This window comes from Ideonella sp., from assembly GCF_041287625.1.
Classification (GTDB): Bacteria; Pseudomonadota; Gammaproteobacteria; order Burkholderiales; family Burkholderiaceae_C; genus Ideonella.
In genome coordinates, this window is record NZ_JBGGNH010000039.1 from 68,791 (window position 1) to 89,104 (window position 20,314).

The 20,314-nt window shown below is 70.0% G+C and carries 15 protein-coding genes and 1 pseudogene; 10 read left to right on the top strand and 6 right to left on the bottom strand.

The features are described 5' to 3' along the window. Positions 1–191: 191 nt before the first annotated feature. Positions 192–437, top strand: coding sequence for a hypothetical protein (locus ACAH41_RS16060; RefSeq protein WP_325649962.1), 246 nt, complete (start codon positions 192–194; stop codon positions 435–437). A gap of 35 nt (positions 438–472) precedes the next feature. On the opposite strand, the pseudogene ACAH41_RS16065 reads toward ACAH41_RS16060, so the two are convergent. Then, positions 473–1,090, bottom strand: a pseudogene (locus ACAH41_RS16065) (FAD-binding oxidoreductase); the annotation flags it as partial. Here ACAH41_RS16065 and norR point away from each other — a divergent pair. The 4 genes from norR (at position 1,085) to ACAH41_RS16085 (ending at position 6,616) form a co-directional block, all read left to right on the top strand. Then, positions 1,085–2,626, top strand: a complete 1,542-nt coding sequence (gene norR / locus ACAH41_RS16070) for a nitric oxide reductase transcriptional regulator NorR (protein WP_325649961.1) — start codon at positions 1,085–1,087, stop codon at positions 2,624–2,626. The pseudogene ACAH41_RS16065 and the gene norR sit on opposite strands and share 6 nt — an antisense overlap. Before the next feature lie 65 nt (positions 2,627–2,691). Continuing rightward, positions 2,692–4,347 carry a hypothetical protein gene (locus tag ACAH41_RS16075; RefSeq protein ID WP_325649960.1) on the top strand — a complete coding sequence of 552 codons (1,656 nt, stop codon included), beginning with the start codon at positions 2,692–2,694 and terminating at the stop codon, positions 4,345–4,347. Between the two features lie 232 nt (positions 4,348–4,579). Further along, on the top strand, positions 4,580–5,992 hold the full coding sequence (locus ACAH41_RS16080; RefSeq protein ID WP_325649958.1) for a DUF1996 domain-containing protein: 1,413 nt from the start codon (positions 4,580–4,582) through the stop codon (positions 5,990–5,992). 6 nt (positions 5,993–5,998) lie between these two features. Then, positions 5,999–6,616: a hypothetical protein gene (locus tag ACAH41_RS16085; RefSeq protein WP_325649957.1), complete on the top strand. Its 618-nt coding sequence runs from the start codon at positions 5,999–6,001 to the stop codon at positions 6,614–6,616. Positions 6,617–6,658: 42 nt separating this feature from the next. Here ACAH41_RS16085 and ACAH41_RS16090 read toward each other — a convergent pair whose 3' ends face one another. Together ACAH41_RS16090 and ACAH41_RS16095 are read right to left on the bottom strand one after the other, a co-directional pair. Beyond that, a complete protein-coding gene (locus ACAH41_RS16090; protein ID WP_325649956.1) occupies positions 6,659–8,242 on the bottom strand; it encodes a hypothetical protein in 1,584 nt (527 codons plus the stop codon). After that, positions 8,239–9,498: an SPFH domain-containing protein gene (locus ACAH41_RS16095; protein ID WP_325649954.1), complete on the bottom strand. Its 1,260-nt coding sequence runs from the start codon at positions 9,496–9,498 to the stop codon at positions 8,239–8,241. The genes ACAH41_RS16090 and ACAH41_RS16095 overlap by 4 nt, the downstream gene beginning before the upstream one ends. 181 nt (positions 9,499–9,679) lie before the next feature. On the opposite strand from ACAH41_RS16095, the gene ACAH41_RS16100 reads away from it, so the two are divergent. After that, complete coding sequence (locus ACAH41_RS16100; protein ID WP_325649952.1) at positions 9,680–10,396, top strand: response regulator; 717 nt, start codon at positions 9,680–9,682, stop codon at positions 10,394–10,396. Positions 10,397–10,398: 2 nt separating this feature from the next. Then, positions 10,399–12,540, top strand: a complete 2,142-nt coding sequence (locus ACAH41_RS16105) for a HAMP domain-containing sensor histidine kinase (RefSeq protein ID WP_325649951.1) — start codon at positions 10,399–10,401, stop codon at positions 12,538–12,540. Between the two features lie 24 nt (positions 12,541–12,564). Here the strand turns inward: ACAH41_RS16105 and ACAH41_RS16110 are convergent, their stop codons facing one another. The 3 genes from ACAH41_RS16110 to ACAH41_RS16120 are packed head-to-tail and all read right to left on the bottom strand — an operon-like array spanning position 12,565 to position 16,678. Next, positions 12,565–14,124, bottom strand: a complete 1,560-nt coding sequence (locus ACAH41_RS16110; protein ID WP_325649949.1) for an amidase family protein — start codon at positions 14,122–14,124, stop codon at positions 12,565–12,567. Between the two features lie 18 nt (positions 14,125–14,142). After that, positions 14,143–15,147 carry a tripartite tricarboxylate transporter substrate binding protein gene (locus ACAH41_RS16115; protein ID WP_325649947.1) on the bottom strand — a complete coding sequence of 335 codons (1,005 nt, stop codon included), beginning with the start codon at positions 15,145–15,147 and terminating at the stop codon, positions 14,143–14,145. 25 nt (positions 15,148–15,172) lie between these two features. Further along, positions 15,173–16,678 carry a D-serine ammonia-lyase gene (locus tag ACAH41_RS16120; protein ID WP_370538367.1) on the bottom strand — a complete coding sequence of 502 codons (1,506 nt, stop codon included), beginning with the start codon at positions 16,676–16,678 and terminating at the stop codon, positions 15,173–15,175. A gap of 77 nt (positions 16,679–16,755) precedes the next feature. On the opposite strand from ACAH41_RS16120, the gene ACAH41_RS16125 reads away from it, so the two are divergent. The 3 genes from ACAH41_RS16125 (at position 16,756) to ACAH41_RS16135 (ending at position 20,186) form a co-directional block, all read left to right on the top strand. Further along, a complete protein-coding gene (locus ACAH41_RS16125; protein ID WP_325649945.1) occupies positions 16,756–17,736 on the top strand; it encodes a LysR family transcriptional regulator in 981 nt (326 codons plus the stop codon). 117 nt (positions 17,737–17,853) lie between these two features. Next, positions 17,854–19,506: a HAMP domain-containing sensor histidine kinase gene (locus ACAH41_RS16130; protein WP_325649943.1), complete on the top strand. Its 1,653-nt coding sequence runs from the start codon at positions 17,854–17,856 to the stop codon at positions 19,504–19,506. Beyond that, the gene (locus ACAH41_RS16135) at positions 19,503–20,186 is read left to right on the top strand and encodes a response regulator transcription factor (protein WP_325649941.1); all 684 of its coding nucleotides are present in this window, start codon (positions 19,503–19,505) and stop codon (positions 20,184–20,186) included. The genes ACAH41_RS16130 and ACAH41_RS16135 overlap by 4 nt, the downstream gene beginning before the upstream one ends. The last annotated feature ends 128 nt before the right edge of the window (positions 20,187–20,314 follow it).

Sequence of the window (20,314 nt, forward strand, 5' to 3'; positions counted from 1 at the left end):
GGCGGCGGGTGCGCGGCTCGGCGTGCGTTTGTGGCCGCAATCGCCCGCGCCGTGCGGGACCTTGTCCACATTTCGCTCAATTTCTCGGCAACGTGGCCCGATGTAGCAAAGGCAACCTGAACCATGTGCCGGGTGGGCTCGCGCTTTTCATTGCGCACGCCTGCCGGCCGATCAACACCTTGGAGACTTCGATGGCCGCTCTGTACCTGACCGCGATGGGGGCTTTTGTCCTGGCCGTCATCGGCCTGTGGGACACCCTGCGCGCGCTGACACGCCGCGCCACCTGGGAAGAGCAGCACCATGCCGTCGCTGCGCCATTGATGGCGCTGAGCGAAGCCAGGACCGCGCTGCGGCGCGCGAAGAACCCGCTGCTGGCAGGCGCGAGCCGCAAGCCTGCCGAGCGCGCAAGCGCGGAAGTAGCACAGGCGTCAGCCTAACCTGCCGGCGGCGCGCCTGGCGCCGCCGGGTTCTGTCAGATCGCTTCGGCAGGCCCGAAGAACTCGTGGTGGATCTGGCCTTCCGGCACGCCGAGCGCCAGCAGCGAGTGCCGCACCTCGCGCATGAAGGGCTTGGGGCCGAGGAAATAGGCGTCCACGTCACGGCTGCCGGCCGGTAGCCAGTCGGCCAGGCGCTGCGTGTCCAGCCGGCCCACGGCATGCGGCAGGCGCGCGCCGGGCAAGGTCTCGTCGTAGCAGTAGAAGCGCTGCAGTTGCGGGTGCTGCGCGGCCAGCGTGTCCACCGTGTCGCCGAAGGCATGGGCACCGGCGTTGCGGGCGCAATGGATGAAATGCACAGGCCGATCCTGCGCCAGTGCCGCGTCCAGCATCGCCAGCGTGGGCGTGATGCCCACGCCGCCGCTGATCAGCACGACAGGCTTGGCGCCCGGCTTCAGCGTGAACTGGCCCGAGGGCGGGAACAGCGTCAGCATGTCGCCCACCTGCAGTTGGTCATGCAGGAAGTTGGAGGCCTTGCCGCCCGCTTCGCGCTTCACGCTGATGCGGTAGTCGCGGCCGTTTGGCGCAGCGGACAGCGAGTAGGTGCGGCGGATCTCTTCGCCGTCCACGAACAGCTGCATGGAGTCAACATGACCACGCCAACGACGATGGACGCGCTGGTGGCGGACCTGGCGCGCGAGATGCCCGAAACCGAGCGCTACCGGCGCCTGCTGCACGGCTTGCGCCAGCTCATTCCCTGTGATGCGATTGCGCTGCTGCGGCTGGAAGGCGAGCGCCTGCAGCCGCTGGCCGTCGAGGGCCTGAGCGCCGACACGCTGGGTCGCCAGTTCATGCCCACCGAGCACCCGCGGCTGCAGGCCTTGCTGAACGCGCCCGGCCCACTGCCGGTACACGACTGCGCCGGCTGTGCCGTCAAGCTGGACGGCCAGCTTTGGGGCCTGCTGACGGTGGACGCGCTGAGCGTCGGCCGCTTCGATGGCATTGAACTGTCTGCGCTGCAGGCCTTTGCCGAACTCGCTGCGGCCACTGTCTCGGTGATCCGCCGCATGGAGGCGCTGGCGGTGCGCGCTGAGCAGGAGCGGCGGCGCGCCGAGGGCTACCGCGAGGCTGCGGTGGCGGCCCGCGCACCGCGCCGCCTGCTGGGCCAGAGCAAGCCGTTCAAGGCGCTGCTGGCCGAGATCGAACTGGTCGCGGCCAGCGACCTGCCGGTGCTGATCCACGGCGAAACCGGGGTGGGCAAGGAACTGGTCGCGCAAGCGCTGCACGAGCGCTCGGCGCGCGCGGCCCAGCCCATGGTCAGCGTGAACTGCGCGGCGCTGCCGGACACGCTGGTCGAGAGCGAACTCTTCGGCCATGTGCGCGGCGCCTTCACCGGCGCGCATGGGGACCGGCGCGGCAGGTTCGAGCTGGCGCACGGCAGCACGCTGTTCCTCGACGAAGTGGGCGAGCTGCCGCTGGGCGTGCAGGCCAAGCTGCTGCGCGTGCTGCAAAGCGGCGAGCTGCAGCGCCTGGGCTCGGACCGGCCGCACCGCGTGGACGTGCGCCTGATCGCCGCCAGCAACCGCAAGCTGGCCGACGAAGTGAAGGCCGGCCGCATGCGCGCCGACTTCTACCACCGCCTCAGCGTCTTCCCGCTGCAGGTGCCGCCGCTGCGCGAGCGCGGACGAGACGTGCTGCTGCTGGCCGGCTTCTGCCTCGAAGAAAACCGCAGCCGCCTGGGCCTGGGCTCGCTGCGGCTGGAGCCCGAAGCCCAGGCCGCGTTGCTGGCCTACGCCTGGCCCGGCAACGTGCGTGAACTCGAACACGTGATGGCCCGCGCCGCACTGCGCGCACAAAGCCGCCAGCCCGACAGGCCGCGCATCCTCGGCGTGGCCGCGGAGGACCTGGACTTGCCCAAGGTCGCGTCAGAACCCCCCACCGCACCAGCCGAATCGTCTCCGCAAAGCATCCCGCTCGACCCCGGCACCGGCTGGCGCGAAGCCGTCACAGCATTCGAGAAGGACCTGCTCTCAAAGGCACTCGCCGCACACGGCGGCAAGCCCAGCGCCGCCGCACGCGCGCTCGGGCTGGACCGGGCGAACCTGGCGAGGTTGGCGAAACGGCTGGGACTTGCCGGCAGGCCGAGCGCAAGCGCTGAGCCACGGGCGCCGCTGTCATCCGTTCGGCCATGAACAGGGGGCGATGCGCCGTGCCCACCGTCCTACACTCGGCGCAACTCAAGCCGGGAGGCCTGCGCATGAAGAGCCGATCTGTGTTGGCCGCAGCCTTGCTGGCAGTGCAGCTGGGCGTGGCGGGCGCGCATGCGCCGGAGGCACCGACGCCAGCAACCGCTCCCGCACCTCCGGTTGCGGCCCCGGCCAGCGTGGGCGAGGTGAAGTTCGCGAACTCGGGCTCGCCTGCGGCGCAGGCCGACTTCGCCTACGGCCTCGCGCAGCTGCACAACTTCCAGTACCCGGCCGCCGCCGCCGCCTTCCGGCGCGCGCACGCGCTCGACCCGAGCTTTGCCATGGCCTACTGGGGCGAGGCCATGACCTACAACCACCCGGTGTGGATGCAGCAGGACGCCGCTGCCGCCCGTGCGGTGCTGGCCAGGCTGGGGCCGGACCGCGCGGCTCGCGTGGCCAAGGGACAGACCGAACGCGAGCGGGCCTACCTCGACGCTGCGGAAGTCCTCTACGCCGAGCAGGGCGACAAGTTCGAGCGCGACAAGCGCTACGCCCTGGCCATGCAGCGCCTGCATGAGCGCTGGCCCGACGACATCGACGGCACCGCCTTCTACGCGCTTTCGCTGCTCGGCACCGCGCACGCCGGGCGCGACGTGGCCACCTACATGAAGTCCTTCGCGCTGCTGGACGATCTGTTCCGGCAGTACCCGCAGCACCCCGGCATCACGCACTACCTGATCCACTCGGTGGATGACGCGGCGCACGCGCCGCTGGGCCTGCAGGCGGCACGCGCCTATGGCGAGATCGCGCCGGAGTCCTCGCACGCGCTGCACATGAGTTCGCACATCTACCTGGCCCTGGGCCTGTGGGACGAGGTGGTGGCGGCGAACGAGCGCTCGCTCGCGGTGGCCTCGCGCCGCAGCGGCATGCGGGGGGCGATGCCCATGGCTTGTGGCCACGGCCCGATCTGGCTGAACTACGGCTACCTGCAGCAAGGCCGGTACGCCGATGCCAAGCGCTTGCTGGCCGAGTGCCTGGCACTGGGGCGGCAACACCCGGGCGCCGGCACTGCAGGCGAGTTCAATCCCGAAGCCTCGCCCGTCGGCGCCTTCTACATCATGCGGCTGCGCTACCTGCTGGACGCACCGGCCGACGCCGAAGTGATGGGCTGGACACCGGCCGCCAGCAACCTGCCGTATGCCGAGTTCCTGCGCGACTATGGCGATGCCATCCTCGCCGTGCGCAGGCAGGCCGCCGGCGAGTTCGCTGCGGCTGCCACGCGGGCACGCGCCAGCGCGGCGCGGCTGCGTGCCGAGATCGACCAGGCGGCCATGCCCGCGGACGATACCTTCCGCCGCTTGCTCGCCATCCAGCTCGGCCAACTGGAAGCCGCCGCGCCGCTGCTGGCCGGCCAGCGCGCCGCGGGCCTGGCGCAACTGGAGGCAGTCGCGCGCGAAGAGGATGTCTTGCCCGCCGCCTTCGGCCCGCCCCAGGTCGACGAGCCCACGCGCGAACTGCTGGGCCGCCTGCTGGCCGCTTCGGACCCCGCCGAGGCGCGCCAGCAGTTCGAGCGTGCCTTGGCGCTCAACCCCGGCCGCGTGGACCCCAGGCGCGGCCTGCTGGCGGCCACTCGCGCTTTGGGCGACACCGCAGAAGCCGACGCGATCGAAGCGGCGCTGAACGACACGCTGCGCCGCGCCGATGCCAAGCCAGGCGCGACACGCTGAGCGTATTTCCGCCCTGGCATTTACGCTTGTTCACAGCTGGCAAAGCGCCTCCCTCGTACCATCAAAGTGATTCCCGATGATGTATCGGCCTAGCTGGCTCATGGACATTCCAAAGGGAACATCCCAAGGCCACCGCAGCGAGGCGGCATCGGGCAGCGCATTTCGATGTGAGCGAGTCCCCTGGTCGGGCTGAAGCTCGAACGAGGGAGATCTCATGAGGGAAGACAGACCCATGCCGACGCGCGCGCCGAGTCCCGGCGGCGGGTTCCTCCGCGCCGACCGGCCCGCCATGCGCATGGCAGGCGCCGCAGCGGCCTGCTTGATATTCAGTTCGTGCGGTGGGAGTTCTTCGACCACGGCCGACAAGGGTGCCGCGGCGACCTTGCCGGCCGAAGCGTCGGCGAGTCGCGCTGTGCAGGCCACCAAGGCGGTCGACGGGCGTTCAGCCTCCGCGTTCGAGACCGCGACTGCAACGGTGGAGTGGACCTGGCTGGCGAACGAGAACGAGTCCTTCAAGGTGAAGGGCAAACAGGTCGTGCGCTATGGCTCGGACAAGAGCTGGGTGAAGAAAACGATGAAAGGCGCGGGCACTTGCTCGACCGCCTTTTTCGGCGTGGACCCGGCACCTGGCAAAGCCAAGCACTGTGAGCTGAAGGTCGTTCCGCCGCCACCGCCGCCTCCGCCGCCACCGCCGCCAGTGGTCTATGTCAATCCGGCCTTGATTCCTGCGGTGAACCAGAACCCTGTGGGAGGCTGGTCGCAAGACATGCTGCTGCCCACCACCGAGGTAGCGCCTCCCTCCGACATCGGTGCATTCCGCACGGGCTGCCAGGTGTCGAAATACGCATTTGACGATCCGATCGTGTTCCCGGGCCAACCCGGCAAGAGCCACCTGCACACCTTCTTTGGCAACACCGGGGTCAATGCCGGCAGCACGGCCGACAGCCTGGCCACCACCGGCAACAGCACCTGCCGGGGGGGAACCATCAATCGCAGTGCTTACTGGGTGCCCAGCATGGTCGACACGCGGACGGGCGCACCGTTGGCGCCCATGTTCGAATCGAACTTCTATTACAAGACCGGCTATGCCTTGCCGCCCAGCGTCATCACCGCAATGCCTGCCGGCCTGCGCATGATTGCCGGCGATTCCAAGGGAACGCCCGAAGCACCCAGCGCTGCGGTGATGTATGCCTGCGTCTGGGACGGTGGCAATGGCGACTGGCAAAACAGCATTCCAACCGACTGCCCCGTTGTCGGCACGTCCTGGCTGATCATGGCCATCGACTTCCCGCAATGCTGGGACGGCGTCAATCTCGACGCGCCGGATCACATCAGCCACATGGCCAATCCGGTGAACGTGAAGGCCAACAACACCGGCAATTGCCCCAGCTCGCACCCGGTGGCCATTCCGCAGATCGCATTCCAGGTGCTGTATCAGCTGAAAGCCGCCGGTGAGACCAAGTATTGGCGTCTGGCGAGCGACAACTACGACCTGACCAAGCCGGCGGGCTACTCCGGCCACGGCGACTGGTTCAACGGCTGGAAACCGGAGATCGTCGATGTCTGGGTGAAGAACTGCGACCGTGCCCAGCGCGATTGCCATTCGCACCTGCTTGGCGACGGCCGCATGATGGTCATTCCCTGAGAAGCCGTGCAAGCCTTTCGACCGGGGCGATCCGGCTTCAAGAGCATGCTCTGGCTGGGCTGCGGCGCCGCGGCGCTGCTGGCTTGCTGGCACGGCGCCAGGTGGGCGATGCTGCTGCCGGGCGCACGTGCGGCAGCAGCCGAAGCTGCGATGGCGGAGGTGCTGGCCGAGCCCAGCGCCCTGCGTTGCAGCGACAGCAACGCCAAGGGCACCGGCCTGCAGGCCGACTACTTTGCCGGTGCCGCCTTGAGCGGGCGGCCGCTGCTGTCCCGCCTGGAACCCACGGTCGAATTCGAGCTTGCGACCGATTGGCCCGCAGCAGCGGCCCGGCCCCGCTCGGCCCGCTGGCAGGGATGGATCAAGGCGCCGCTCAAGGGCGCCTACCGTTTCCACGCCATGCCCGGCAGCGCCGTCATCGTTGCCGGCCAATGGCTGATGGGCGGCACCGCGGCGCCCAACGCCGCGATCGAGCTTCAGCCCGGCCGCTTCTACCCGATCGAGGTGCGGGCTGATTTGTCCACCAGTGTCAGCGCGCGGCTCGAATGGACAGCGCCGCACGGGCTGCGTTATGTCGTGCCACGGGCGCTGCTGTTTCCGCCAAGTCCGAAGGCCGCAGGCGCTTGAGACATCGTGTGCCCTGTCGTGAGCGGCGGGGCCACCGGTGATTCAGCGCAGGCTCACGCTGCCGCGCTTCCATGCCGGATCTTGCCAGCGCTGGAACATCGCCAGCAGTTGCGGCGAACTGGCCGACTTGTCCAGGTCCAGGGCGCCCAGCTTGGTCACCTCGAAGCGGCGGGTGCTGCGGCCTTCGACGCGGGCTTCGCGGGCGACCAGCAGGCGCGGTTCGCCTTCGGGAACAAAGCCGGCAGCTTCGATGTAGCCCAGGTCGCTGCCGAGCGGATTGCCGGCGGCGGGCGGCAGCACCTCCAGCGTCCAGCCGCCATTGGCTTCAGCGCTGCGGCGCATCAGCCAGAGTTCGCGCCAGCCCGGCAGGGGTTGCACGGCGACGGTGAAGGCGGTGCCGTCGCGGCTCGCGCTGGCCGAGGCCATCCAGGCGACGCCCCAGGTGCAGCGGCGCATCAGCGGTTTGGCGGCGTCGTGTTGGATGTCGACCAGCAGCACGCAGGTTTCTCCGGCCTGGCCGGGAGCGCTGACAAGGCGAGGGCGGTTGCCAGTTGCACTCGATGCGGCGCCGGCGATGTTCGGCTCGGCGGCCCAGCGGGAGGCGCCAACGCGGATGGCGGCTTCCTGGTAGTCGAGCTGGTCATCGTCGCTCAGCTCGGTCTTGACGACACCGGCCAGCGCGTCCAGCGCGCGCTGGCCGGCGGCTTGCGAAGCTTCGCCGCGGCGGGCCTGCTGGAAGGCCAGCGTGGCCCACACACCGGCACTGCGCAGGCGCAGGCGGTTGCGGGTCTGCTCGGGCAGGGCGGTCCAGTCTGCAGGCGTGAGGCGGTTCAGCACCTCGCCGCGCCAGCGGTCCAGCGCTTCGCGGGCGGTGGCGGTGAGCGCGGGGTCAATGCAGTCTTCGCGGGTGAGCGCCAGCGCGGCGCGGGCGCGCTGGGCGGGCGTGGCGCCGGGCATGGCGAGCACGCGGCGGAAGGCTTCGCCGTCGTAGCAGAGCTGGACCTGGCCGTCCTGCTCGAAGCTGGCGATCTTCACGCCATAGCTCGCCACGCCTTCGAGGTGGGCGGCGAGCTTGTTGTCGGTGGTGTTCGCCGCATTGCGGGCCGAGGCGCGGCGCGCCAGGCGCTCGGCCAGCGTGCCCAGCGCGTCGAAGGGCTCGGCGGTGAGCTGCTTGGCCGGCACGGCTTGCAGGTAGGCGGCGGCATAGGCCACGCCCAGTGCCTCGGCGGCCGGCGTGTCGCGCACAAAGCGCAGCACGGCCAGCAGTTCGGGCGCATCGGCCTCTGTGGTGCCGATGCGGCGCACGCTGCTGGCGCGCACATAGCCGGCGCGCTCGCGGCGGTGGTCATACACCTGCAGGTAGTCCAACTTCTCGCCACGCACTTCCAGCAGGTCGCCCTGCCAGAGCTGGGCCTGCTGCAGTGCGCTGTCTTTCGGGCCGGCGCGCAGCGAGGTGTTGTCGATCGAGACGATGGCCAGCGGCACGGAGGGCTCGGCCGCGGACGGCAGCGGCGCGGCGTCGGCCTGGGCTGGCAGCATGGCCGCGGCGATCAGCAGCGCGGCGCTGGCCAGTGCGCCGGCAAGCGTGCCCAGCGTCACGGCGGACAGGCACAGCTTGCGGTTCATTGCGCTTCCCCCGCTTCTTGCGGCTGCTGCGGCGTGACCGCCGCGGTGCGCTGCATGCCGCCCACCAGCGCGCTGCCGATGAAGTCGCCATTGGCCGGCGGGGGCGCGATGATGACCTGGATCTTGTCGCTCAGCTTGTCGGCCAGGGTCTTCTGGATCAGCAGCGGGTGGCGGGTGATCAGCGCGCCTTCCTTGGCCATCTGCTCGGCATTCGCCTGGCCCACCTTCTGCAGGCGATAGACCTCGGCGTCGGCCAGCTTCTGGCGGGAATCGGCCTCGCCCTGGCTCTCGATGCGGCGGGCCTGGGCGCTGGCTTCCGCGCCCTTGATGCGGGTCTGCTTGTCGGCCTCGGCTTCCAGCGAGCGCTGCTCGATCTGCTTTTGCTTGAACGGCAGCACGTGCTTCATCGCTTCTTCCTGGGCTTGCGCGGCGATCAGGGTTTCGCGGGCGCTGGCCTCGGCGTTTTTCTCGCGGCGCACCTTCTGCGCTTCGGCCTCCAGCGCGGTTTGCTGCACTTCCTTTTCCTTCAATTGCAGCGTGTACTGCATCTTCTCGGTGGCCAGTTCCTCGGCCAGCAGGCGGTCCATGCCGGCGCGGTAGTCGGGCGGCAGGTCAACCTTGCCCATCTGCACGCTGCGCAGCAGGATGCCGTCGGCCGCCAGGCGCGGGCGCAGCTCGGCTTCAATCTGCTGCTGGATCTCGGCGCGGCGGCTGGAGAAGATCTCGCGCACCGTGTAGCGGGTGAAGACCTTGAAGATCACGCCTTGCACGGCGGGCTGCACCACGTCCTTGCCGAGGTCCGCGGGCAGGTCGCGGCTCATCGCGGCCACGCGGGCCGGGTCCAGCGCGTAGCGCACCGAGAGGTCCACCCCCAGCGACAGGCCTTCGACCGACTGGAACGGCGCGGCGCCGTCGGCTGTGGCGCTGTCCGCCGGGCGGTAGACCTGGTCGCGCAGCGGGTAGCGGTGCAGCTCGTGCAGGCCGGGAACGAGGAACACCGTGCCGGCGCTGGCGGCAGTGGCGCCGCCGGTCAGCACATTGGTGCGCACCGCCAGTTCGCCGGGGGCGACCGTCTGCACCGGTGGATGCTTCACCAGCGCGTAGCCCGCCAGCCCGATGCCCGCCAGCAGGACCAGGCCGGTGCGGGCCGCGAAGACGCGGCCGGCGCCGGCCGAGGTGACGCGGGCCAGGCCGCGGCCGGTGCGCGACAAGGCGCTGCGCACAGCCTGGGCCAGGGAAGAAAGGCGGGGGTTCATGTGGGGCTCCGTTCAAATGGTGTGGAAGTCATTCTTCGGAAATGGCCCGGAAGGCAACAGCGGCTGCGCGAGGCGTCTTTGCTCGGCGGCGTGAGCCTGGTTTCCGGCCGCGGAAGAAACCTTCACGCGGGCGGCCAAGGCAGGCCCGGATAATCCGCGGCCAGCAGGAGGAACCAGCGCAATGGCCAGTGCAGCAAACCCATCGCGGGTGGCAGTGATCGAGGACGACCAGCCCACCAGCCAGCAGCTGCGCGGCTGGATCGAAGCGGCGCGGCCGGGCATCGTGGTGGACCAGTGGTTCAACCGCGACGACGCCGAGGCCGCGCTGGCCCGCGAGCGCTATGACCTGGTGGTGCTGGACATCGAGCTGGGCCGCGAGCGCAATGCAGGCGTGGCCATCATCAACGCGATCAACAAGCAGCACGCCGGCACGCCGGTGCTGGTGGTCTCGGCCATGCCTGCTGCGATCTACCGCAGCATCATGAAGGCGCTGGACGCCTGGGACTACCTGCAGAAGACCACCTTCGAAGAGGCCGACTTCATCGAGACCTTCCTCGACATCCTGCGGGCCACGCGCGACCGCGCCCCGGCCGTCCCTGTCGCCCTGGCCGCCCCCGCGCAGGAGCTGCAGCTGGACCCGCTGCGCCAGGGCAGCGCCATCTGGCGCGGCCAGCGCATCAACCTGCCGCTCACTGCGCAGCGCATCCTGGCCGCGCTGGTGGCGCGCCAGGGCGAAGTGGTCAGCTACGAAGACCTCTACCTCGTCGTGAAAAGCGGGCGCAACCGGGACAACATCCGCAAGCACGTGAGCACCATCCGCGATGCCTTCCGCGAGATCGACCCGGCCTTCGACGCGATTGCCAACATCCCGATGCGCGGCTTTCGCTGGGGCGGCTGAGCATGGTTTCGGGCCTGCGCTTCCCGACCGCCGAGATCCTCAGCCTGCCCGGCCGCATCCGCATCCCGCTGCGGCTGCGGGTCTTCTTCCGCGGCGCCTTCCTGCTGCTGGCGCTGGCCACGCTGGCACTGGCGCTGGGCGTCTTGCAGGACGAGAAGCAGCGCGGCTGGCGGGCCTACCAGGACGGGCTGGCCAAGACACAGGCGCAGATCGTCGCCCGGCTGCGCCACCCGGCCGGCCAGCTGGCGTTGCTGAACCCCGGCAGCCGCGGCGGCAGTGCCAGCGCCGCGCTGCGCCCGCTGGTGCTGCCGTTTGCTGCGATTGACTTCGACGACCGCGTGAAGGCGCAGCAGGCCGTGGAGATGGCCGGCTGCCAGGTGCAATACGGCGATGGCGCGAAGCTCTGCCTGGCCGTAGGCAACAGCGCGATGGCCGGTGCGTTTCTCTATGCCGTCGGCAGCTTCGGCAGCGAAGGCCCGCTGATCGCCCGCCGCCTCGGTTCGGCCGACCTGGCGCAGGCGCACCGGCTGAAAGTGAGCGTGACGCTGCGCGGGCAGACCACGCAATGGCTGGCGCCGCTGGAGGCCGGCGCAGAGGGCGGCCCGGCCACGCGTGGCCGGCTGGCAGGCTTTGCCGAAGACGCACAAGGCCAGCTCGGCACGCGGCCGGTGCGGGACTTCCGCGGCTGGTGGTGGCAGGACGCCCGCTGCCTTGGCGAAGCTGACTTGCCGACGGCCACCGACACACCCGGCTGCCGCCAGCTGTCCTTCTTCTCGGTGCGCCTGCCGGTGGAGCTGTTCCGCGAGGAGCTGATGGCCCAGCGCGAGCGCCTGGCCTGGCCGCCGCCTGACCTGGACCGCGTGCAGGTGCGCGTGCAGGCCTTGGCCGGTGGCAGTCAGCAGCCCCTGTTCGACTCTGACCAGCCCGACGCCACACCGCCGTTTTCGCTGGCCGACCTGACGCCGCTGCTGCTGCCGGGCGAGACGCTGCGCATCCGCAAGGCCGGCGCGCCAGCAGGCGCCGAGATCGCCACGCTCACCGGCAGCGTCGACAAAAGCCAGGCCACCTCGCCGCTGCTGGACCGGCTGATCCGCCAGCTGCCGGTGGACGGCTACGACCGGCCCATCCAGATCGACGACAGCATTGCCACGCCGCTCGGCCGCTACGAGCTGCAACTCAGCGGCGACCTGCGCGGCGTGAACCGCGCGCTGAGCCTGGTCGCGGCGCGCGTGGCGGGCTATGTCGGCGCAATGCTGGCGGCCATCGTGCTGACCTGGGCCGCGATCGAGCTGGCGATGATGCGGCGCATCACCTTGCTGACCAAGCGCGCCGCCGCAGTCTCGCAAGGCCTGCGCGAGGGCGATCTGGTGCTGGACGTGTCCGGCCTGCGTGGCAGCGACGAGCTGGGCCTCCTGGCCGGCACGCTGGCCGAGCTGATGCAGCGGGTGAACGACGCCGTGCGGCGCGAGCACATCCGCGCCCAGCAGGAAAAGGACCAGTGGCACGCGGTGGGCCACGAGATCATGTCGCCGCTGCAGTCGCTGATGGTGCTGCACCCGCGGCCGGACGACGCCAGCCACCGCTACATCCAGCGCATGCAGCAGGCGGTGCGCGTGCTGTACGGCCAGGCCAGTCCCAGCGAAGCCTTCGAGGCCACCACGCTGGGGCTGGACGCGCTGGACCTGGACGCCTTCCTCGCCGAGGTGGCGGCCAATGCGCCGCACGCGGGTGTCGAGCACGTCGTCTACACGCCGCTGGGCCAGCCCGTGCCGGTGCAGGCAGATCCCTACGCGCTGGAAGACGCGGTGACCCACATCCTCAGCAATGCGCAGCGCTATCGCCCGCCCGGTACGCCCATCAGCTTGACGCTGGCATTGGACGGCGACTCCGCGGAGCTGCGCATCCACAACGACGGCCCGCCGATTGCGACGGAACAACTCGAACGCATCTTCGAATACGGCGTGTCCAGCCAGGAAGAAGGTTCTAGCGACAGGCCTGGCCAGCGTGGCCAGGGCCTGTTCGTCGTGCGCACCTACCTGGCCAAGATGGGTGGCATGGTGAGGGCGGAGAACGGGAATGGCGAGCCGGGCGAGTCCGGCGGCGTCAGCTTCGTGCTGACGCTGGCCAGGGCGAAGCTGCGCTGAGCGTCTGCCGCCTTCCGCCCGGTTTCAGACCGCGCTGGCGCTGGACGCTACGCCCAGCGTCGCGGCGTCCAGCACCGGGGGCTCGGTGACGATGGAGCGCAGCGCGGGCTCGACCGGGCCCAGCCGCGCGGGGTCGGGGCGCGGGCGGTTCAGCAGCGGGTTGGGGGCGCAGGCGTCTTCCAGTGCCTGGGCGGCGGCCAGCGTGAAGCGGTCGCCTCGGAACGGGCCCACCAGTTGCAAGCCGAAAGGCATGCCTTGCGCGTCGCTGCCGCAGGGCAGGCTCAGGGCGGGATGGGTGGTCAGCGTGGTCACGTAGGTCAGCGCCAGCCAGCGGTAGTAGTTGGCCTGCGGGCGGCCCTGCACCGTGGCCGCATGCGGCTGGGTCCAGGGGAAGGGCGAGACGGGTGTGACGGGCGAGAGCAGCAGGTCCACCTCTTCATAGACCTGCTGGAAGCGCTTGAGCAGCCGGGTCTGTTCGCTTTGGGCCCAGGCCACGTCCAGCAGGCTCATGCGGGCGCCCATCTCGTAGTTGCTGCGCGGGTTCGGGCCGAGGTTGGCGGGGTCGCGTTCATAGGCTTCGCGCATGCCGGCCACGAAGGCCTCGGCGCGCAGCACGTCGAAGCAGCGGTGGGCGTCGCCCATGGCATGCTTGCCGCTGAAGTCCAGCTCGGTGCAGGACTTGAACAGCGGCGCCAGGGCCGCGACCTTGGCGCGGAAGGTGGCGCGGATGTCTTCGTCCACATCGCACAGGCCGAAGTCTTCGGTGAAGCCCACCCGAAGCCGGCCCAGGTCCAGGTCCGGCAGGCGCAGGAAACTCTGGGCATCGACCTCGTGGCTGAGCGGGTCCACCGCGGCCATGCCGGCGCTGGCGGCGAGTTGCAGGCAGGCATCCGCCACGCTGCGGCCCATGGGCCCCACGACCGAGATGGGCGACCAGCCCAGCGGCCGGCGCGCGCTGGGCACCAGGCCGGGCGAGGGCCGGAAGCCCACCACGCCGCACTTGGCAGCCGGAATGCGCAGCGAGCCGCCGGTGTCAGAGCCGGTGCACATCGGCAGCAGGTCCAGCGCCAGCGCGCAGGCCGAGCCGCCGGACGAGCCACCGGCGTTCAGGCGCGGGTCGAAGGGGTTGCCGGTCGCGCCCCAGACGGGGTTGAAGCTGTTGGCGCCGGCGCCCATCTCCGGCACGTTGGTTTTGCCGGCGACGATGGCGCCTGCCGCACGCAGGCGGGCCACCAGCAGGTTGTCTGCCGCCGGCACATGGGCGCGGTACAGCGGCGAGCCGTGGGTGGTCAGCAGGCCTGCCGTTTCCTCCAGGTCCTTCACGCCCAGCGGCAGGCCGTGCAGCAAGCCCAGCGGCTCGCCGCGCATGACGGCTGCCTCGGCCTGGCGCGCCTCGGCGCGGGCGCGGTCAAAGCAGGTGGCGGTGACCGCGTTGACAAAAGGATTGAGCGCTTCGATGCGGGCAATGCAGGCATCCAGCAGTTCAACAGGAGAAAGCTGCCGGGCGCCGATGCGGCGGCGCATTTCCACGGCAGACAGCGCCAGCAGCTCGGCCTGGGGTGAGGACGGAGAGGAGGAGGACATGGGCTTTGCTGTCTTTCTTCATTCGATCCGGATGTTCGCGCGGGTCGCGGTGGCCCGCATCACCGGCAAGTCCGCCTCGATGATGCGCTCGACCTTGGCGCCCGGCACGAAGCCGGCCTCGAAGCCCACGCTCGCCATTTGCGCCTTCACTTCGGGCAGCCCGGCCAGTTCGGCCAGCGCCTTCTCCAGCTTGGCCCGCACGGCAGCCGGCAGGCCGCGGGGCGCTGCGACCGACAGCCAGGTGTCGGCATCGATGGCATAGCCCTGCTCCTGGAAGCTGGGCACATTGGGCAGCAGGGCCGAGCGCTTGGCCATGGTCACGCCAATGGCCTTGACCTTGCCGGCCTTGAGCTGCGGCAGTGCGGCCGCCACCGTGTCCACCGAGAACTGCACCTGGCCGGCGATCAGGTCGATCATGGCCGGCGAGCTGCCCTTGTAGGGCACGTGCAGCATCTGGGTGTCGGTGGCGCGCTGCAGCAGCTCGCCGGTGAAGTGCGAGGTGGTGCCGTTGCCAAACGAGGCCCAGGCGAACTTGCCGGGCGCCGGATGCACCAGGGCGACGAAGCTCTTGGGAGAGTCGGCCTTGACCTGCGGGTTGGCCAGCAGGATCAGCCCGGTGCGGCCGACGATGCCCAACTGCTCGAAGCTCTTGAGCGGGTCATAGCCCAGCTTGGGGTTGATGGCCGGATTGGCGGTGTAGGTGGTGCCGGAACTGATCAACAAGGTGTAGCCATCGGCCGGCGCCTTGGCCACGTAGCTGGCGCCAATGGCCGTGCCGGCGCCGGCGCGGTTTTCAACCACGATGCTCTGCCCGAGCTTGTCTCCCAGGCCCTTGGCCACCAGGCGGGCCAGCACGTCGGTGGCGCCACCCGGCGGGAAGGGCACGACCAATTGAAGGGGCTTGCTCGGATACGCGTCGGCGGCCAGCGCAGAAATCGCGGGCAGGGTCAGGCCGGCAAGGGCAAGGCCAGCCAGCAGGGCGCGGCGGGCAATGGACGGGGGCAGCAATGCGGAAGAGTTCATGTCGAGGCGCTCAAGTGGTTGGGGATCAGGGATGCGGGGAGGGCAGGCTTTGTCGCAGGGCGGGGTCGTCGGCCGGTGTGCGGGCCAGCTCGGCCGCGCGATGGCGGAAGCAGGCGAGTTCAGGCTCGGGCACCGCCTGGCCGCCGGTGGTCCAGGCGACGTGGGTGGCGACTGCCAGTTGCGGCGCCTGCAGGCCGCGGCGTGCCAGCCAGGCTTGCCCGGCTTCGCTGTGCAGCAGCCGCGCAGGGCCGGCCAGGCCGGCTGCGGCCGAAGGCTCCAGGCGCAGGTCCTCGCTCACGGCGGCGTGGTGCAGCAGGCGGTAGAGGTCGTCGTCGGTCACCGTGTAGGCGCCCGCCAGGCCTGGCCCGGCCAGCGCGCCGGCCAGTTCCGAGGCCCGCGCCACCGCCAGCCCGTCGGCCTCGGTCCGGTTGCTCAGGCCGATGTCATAGACCGAGGGCGGCTGCGGGCTGGCTGCCAGCGCAGCCAGCGGCGGCAGCGCAGCCCGGGCGCCAGCATGGTTCACCAGCAACTGCAGGAGGAAGCAGGGTGACTGCACCGGCTCGGCAAAGAAGCAGTGCACATGCGCCCCGAAATGCTGGCGCAGCGCCCAGGCCACGCCGCCTGGTGCACCGCCCACGCCGCAGGGCAGGTAGACGAGGAGCGGATGCGCCGCGTCCACCGTCCGGCCGGCGCTTTCCAACTGGGCCGCCAGGCGCTCGGCGGCGACTGCATAGCCCATGAACAGCGAGCTCGAATGTTCGTCGTCGACAAAATGGCCCTGCGGGTCGGCCTGCACGGCGCGCCGCCCTGCGGCCACTGCCTCGGCGTAGTCGCCTTCATGCTCCACCACCAGCACGCCCCGCTGGCGCAGGCGTGCTTTTTTCCACTCCTTGGCATCGGCCGACATGTGCACCGTGGCCTTGAAGCCCAGTGCAGCGGCCATCACGCCGATGGCCAGGCCCAGGTTGCCGGTGGAGCCCACGGCCACCTGGTGCGCGGCAAACAGCGCGCGGGCCGCCGGCGAGGCCAGCACACGGTAGTCGGCCAGGTCCAGATCCTGCTGCGGCAGCAGGCCATGGCGCAGCGCCAGCGCCTCGGCATGTTCCAGCACCTCATGAATGCCGCCGCGCGCCTTGATGGAGCCAGCCACCGGCAGCGCGTGGTCGGCCTTCACGAACAGCGTGCCCGCCTCGGCAGACATGCCCAGCGCCGCCTGCAGCGCCGGCACTGCCAGCAGCGGGGACTCGATCAGCCCGCCGCTGGCCCCCAGGGCGTCAGGAAACAGCTGCGCCAACAGCGGCGCAAAACGTGTCAGCCGGGCCGACGCCGCCTGCAGGGCAGTCAGGGACTCCTGCATGGCGCTAATGCCTGACTCGCCCGGTGGTGCGTTGTCAGGCGTGGCTGGGGGCGTGGCGTCCTGCGCCCAGAGCAGGGGGTGCGCAGCTTGCAGCGTTGCCCAGTTCAGCCCGGACTGCCAGGGAAGCAGTGTGCTGGATGGGGAAATGGCGGAGGAGGCGGGTGCAATCGACATGCCTCATGCTCGCCCGGCCCGGTGTGCGAGAGCAAGCCACTTATACTTGGTCGTTCATTAGTAATAGCAATGGCAACATGGGTCCAACGCTGAATCCGTCCTTGTTGTCCTGGTTGCGGTGCTTCGATGCTGCAGCACGGTGCGAAAGCTTCACCCAGGCTGCCTCAGTCTTGTGCATCACCCAGGGCGCGGTGAGCCAGCAGGTCAAACAGTTGGAGCAGTGGCTGCAGCGGCCGCTGTTCCTGCGCAGCCCGCGGACCCTGCTTTTGACGCCCGAGGGGCTGCGCCTGGCCACCGTGCTGCGCGAGTCCTTCGATGCGCTGGAAGCCGCCCTGCTGCAGCTGCGCAAACCCGAGCCCGGCGCGGCGCTGGCGCTGAGCTGCTCGCCTTCGTTCGCCATGGGCTGGCTCACGCCCCGCCTGGGGGACTTCTTCCGCCAGCACGCGGCGCTGGACCTGCGGGTGATCAGCGAGTTCCAGGGACTGGATCGCCAGCGCATGGCACAGCTGGGCCTGGCAGCAGCCGTGCGCTACGACCCAGGCTCGGCCTACAGCGACCTGCAGGCCACCGCCTTCCTGGACGAGTGGCTGCTGCCGGTCGCCAGCCCGGCCTGGCTGGCGGCGCACCCGGAAGTGCGCGGGGCGGGCGACCTGCGCCCCGAGCATCTGCTGCACGACGATCAGCCCTGGGACGGGGCCGGCCCGCATGAGGAATGGCAGGGCTGGCTGAGCGCGGCAGGTCTCGGCCTGGACCGGCTGCAGGGAGGCCGCCATTTCAACCTCTCGCAGCTGGCCGTGGGCGCCGCGCTGGCCGGGCAGGGCGTGGCCATGGGGCGGGCGGCGCTGGTGCTGGAGGATCTTGCCACCGGCCGCCTGGTCGCCCCCTTCGGCACGCCTGCAGGACCCGCCCTGCGCTCACCGGCGAGTTACCAGTTCGTCATCAGTGGCGAGCCATTGCCTGGTGCGGACCTGGTGCTGGCCTGGTTGAACGCCCAGGCAAAAAGCTTTGTGCGCCAGCGCGAGGCCTTGCTGGCCGGTTTGGTGAACCGCGCGGCTTGATGCGCGGCAGCCGGGCGGCGGGCCACGGTGCGGGCCCGCCGCCCCGGACGCCTTCTTCGCCGAGGAGGCCACCAACGCGCCGCATGCCGGCGCCGAGCGGCCCGGCTACATTGCTGCATGTTTCGCACCCGTCTTTCCTTGGCATTCGCGGCGCTGGTGGCGCTGGTGTTTGTGCAGGCCGGCTTTGTCTATTGGGGCGCGAACCGCGTCAATGACTACGCCCAGCACAGCCGGCTGGCCAGCGACATCCTGTCGGAACTGCTGGAGCTTTCGGCCAACAAGCAGCGCCTGCGCGTCTGGGCTTCGCAGCGCCTGATGAATGCGGAGGCTTCGGTGGAGGTGCGCGACCAGCTCGTGACCCGCATCCAGTCCAGCGCCGCCAAGCTCAAGGGCCTGGCGCGACGCGACCATGCCTTGTGGATCGAATTCTCGGCCCGGGAAGACACCCCCATCCCGCCCGATGTGCCCAAGCTGGTGGCCGTGACCGATTTGCTGGACCAGAACATCACGGCGGTGCAGTCGCGCCTGATGCGCTTGACGCCGATGGACCACGGAGCCGACTTTGCAGCGGTGTGGCATGAGCTCAACGAGGTGTTCGACATGGCGGGCGGGCGGGATCTGCGCGAGCTGGTCAATGGCGCGATCGAACGCCAGCGGGTGGTCGTTCCGGAGGCCCGCGCCGCCACCGAGCGCGGGCTGGATGCCTTGCGCCGGCAGGCCATTGGCATGGCGGTGACGATGCTGGCGGTGGCGGCAGCATTGGCGCTGCATTTGAACCGGCGCCTGAAGCAGCCGCTGGACCAGTTGCTGATCGGCACCCAGGCGCTGCAGGCTGGCGAGCTGGGCCATCGCATGGCGATCGGTTCGAGAGATGAATTCGAGCGGGTGGCCGAGAGCTTCAACCAGATGGCGGCCGAGCTGCAGCAGCATCGCAAGGCGGCCGACGAGGCGCGTCACCGGCTGGAGGCCGCCGTGCAGGACCGCACCGCGGAGCTGCGCGTCGCGCATGACGCCTTGCAGCGCGTGGACCAGCGGCGGCGCCAGTTGTTTGCCGATCTCGGGCACGAACTGCGCACGCCCGCAACGGCGATACGCGGCGAAGCCGAGATCGCCTTGCGCGGCCAGGACAAGCCGCCAGAGGAATACAAGCAGTCGCTGGCCCGCATCGTGGGCGGCGTGGGTCAGCTGACCGGCGTGATCGACGACCTGATGCTGGTCGCCAGGGCCGAGGTGGACCAGCTGGTGATGCAGCCGCACGAGCTGGACCTGCTGGTCTTGCTCGGCGAGGTGGTCGAGCAGGCCGAAGCCCTGGGCCAGCCGCAGGGCGTGCGGGTGCTGCTGGCGCCAGGCCATGCGCCGCACGGCCCGCCGCCCACCGAGCTGCCGGTGCATGCGGATGCAGAGCGGCTGCGCCGGGCGGTGATGATTGTGCTGGACAACGCGGTGCGCTACTCGCGCCCCGGTGGCGAAGTGAGGCTGGGCTGGCAGGTCTCGCCGCAGGACGTGGCGCTGCTGGTGAGCGACGAGGGCATTGGCATTGATGCCGACGAGCTGCCGCTGGTGTTCGAGCGCTTCACGCGCGGTCGCCGCGCGCGGGCGTACCGGGCAGACGGCACGGGCATCGGGCTGTCCATCGCCCAGACCATCATCGCCGCCCACCAGGGCAGCATCCACATCGACAGCCGGGTTGACCACGGCACCCAGGTCCGCATGGTGCTCCCGCTGTCACAGCGGGCGCCGCAAACACTGTCCGAAGGCTTGCCGGCATGAACATCCTGGTGGTGGAAGACGACGCGCGGGTGGGCGACTTCCTGCTGCGCGGCTTGCGTGCCGAGGGCTATGCCGTGCAGCTGGCCCGCACCGGCCCGGAGGGCTTGGCGCTGGCCCGCGCCGATGACAGGGCGCTGCTGATCCTGGACCTGATGCTGCCGGGCATGAGCGGAATCGAGGTTTGCCAGACGCTGCGCGCCGAAGGCTTTCAGGTCCCGGTGCTGATGCTCAGCGCGATGAACCAGACCGAGGACAAGGTGAATGGCTTGCGCCTGGGCGCGGACGACTACCTGACCAAGCCCTTCGCCTTTGAGGAGTTGCTGGCCCGCATCGAGGCCCTGCTGCGCCGGGGCCGGCAGCAGCGGCCGCGCGCCGCCACACTGCAGGTGGCCGATCTGCAGCTTGACCGTGAGCGCATGCATGTCAGCCGGGCTGGCCGGACTGTGGTGCTGACCGCCAAGGAGCTGGCATTTCTGGAGTTGCTGATGAGCGCGCCCGGCAGGGTCTACAGCCGCGAGCGCATCCTGGCCAATGTCTGGGGCACCAATGAAGATCCGCTGACCAACGTGGTGGACGTGTACGTGCGGCGCCTGCGCAGCAAGATCGACGAAGGCCACGCGCTGGCCCTGCTCAAGACGGTGCGAGGCTTTGGCTACAAGCTGGACGCCGAGCCCGGCTGAAAAAGCTCAGGCGAGGCGATGGCGCGCAGTTCACCTGCCGTTCATCTTCACGTCAGTGCCTGTTCATGGCGCACCGTGGCTGCTGTTCATCCAGCACCCGAAGAATGAGTTCTTGTGACGCAAGGCCC

Coding starts and splice junctions, on each gene's coding strand:
- ACAH41_RS16060 (WP_325649962.1), top strand. CDS start 192: ATGGCCGCTCTGTACCTGACCGCGATGGGGGCTTTTGTCCTGGCCGTC.
- norR (WP_325649961.1), top strand. CDS start 1,085: ATGACCACGCCAACGACGATGGACGCGCTGGTGGCGGACCTGGCGCGC.
- ACAH41_RS16075 (WP_325649960.1), top strand. CDS start 2,692: ATGAAGAGCCGATCTGTGTTGGCCGCAGCCTTGCTGGCAGTGCAGCTG.
- ACAH41_RS16080 (WP_325649958.1), top strand. CDS start 4,580: ATGCCGACGCGCGCGCCGAGTCCCGGCGGCGGGTTCCTCCGCGCCGAC.
- ACAH41_RS16090 (WP_325649956.1), bottom strand. CDS start 8,242: ATGAACCGCAAGCTGTGCCTGTCCGCCGTGACGCTGGGCACGCTTGCC.
- ACAH41_RS16095 (WP_325649954.1), bottom strand. CDS start 9,498: ATGAACCCCCGCCTTTCTTCCCTGGCCCAGGCTGTGCGCAGCGCCTTG.
- ACAH41_RS16100 (WP_325649952.1), top strand. CDS start 9,680: ATGGCCAGTGCAGCAAACCCATCGCGGGTGGCAGTGATCGAGGACGAC.
- ACAH41_RS16105 (WP_325649951.1), top strand. CDS start 10,399: ATGGTTTCGGGCCTGCGCTTCCCGACCGCCGAGATCCTCAGCCTGCCC.
- ACAH41_RS16110 (WP_325649949.1), bottom strand. CDS start 14,124: ATGTCCTCCTCCTCTCCGTCCTCACCCCAGGCCGAGCTGCTGGCGCTG.
- ACAH41_RS16115 (WP_325649947.1), bottom strand. CDS start 15,147: ATGAACTCTTCCGCATTGCTGCCCCCGTCCATTGCCCGCCGCGCCCTG.
- ACAH41_RS16120 (WP_370538367.1), bottom strand. CDS start 16,678: ATGTCGATTGCACCCGCCTCCTCCGCCATTTCCCCATCCAGCACACTG.
- ACAH41_RS16125 (WP_325649945.1), top strand. CDS start 16,756: ATGGGTCCAACGCTGAATCCGTCCTTGTTGTCCTGGTTGCGGTGCTTC.
- ACAH41_RS16130 (WP_325649943.1), top strand. CDS start 17,854: ATGTTTCGCACCCGTCTTTCCTTGGCATTCGCGGCGCTGGTGGCGCTG.
- ACAH41_RS16135 (WP_325649941.1), top strand. CDS start 19,503: ATGAACATCCTGGTGGTGGAAGACGACGCGCGGGTGGGCGACTTCCTG.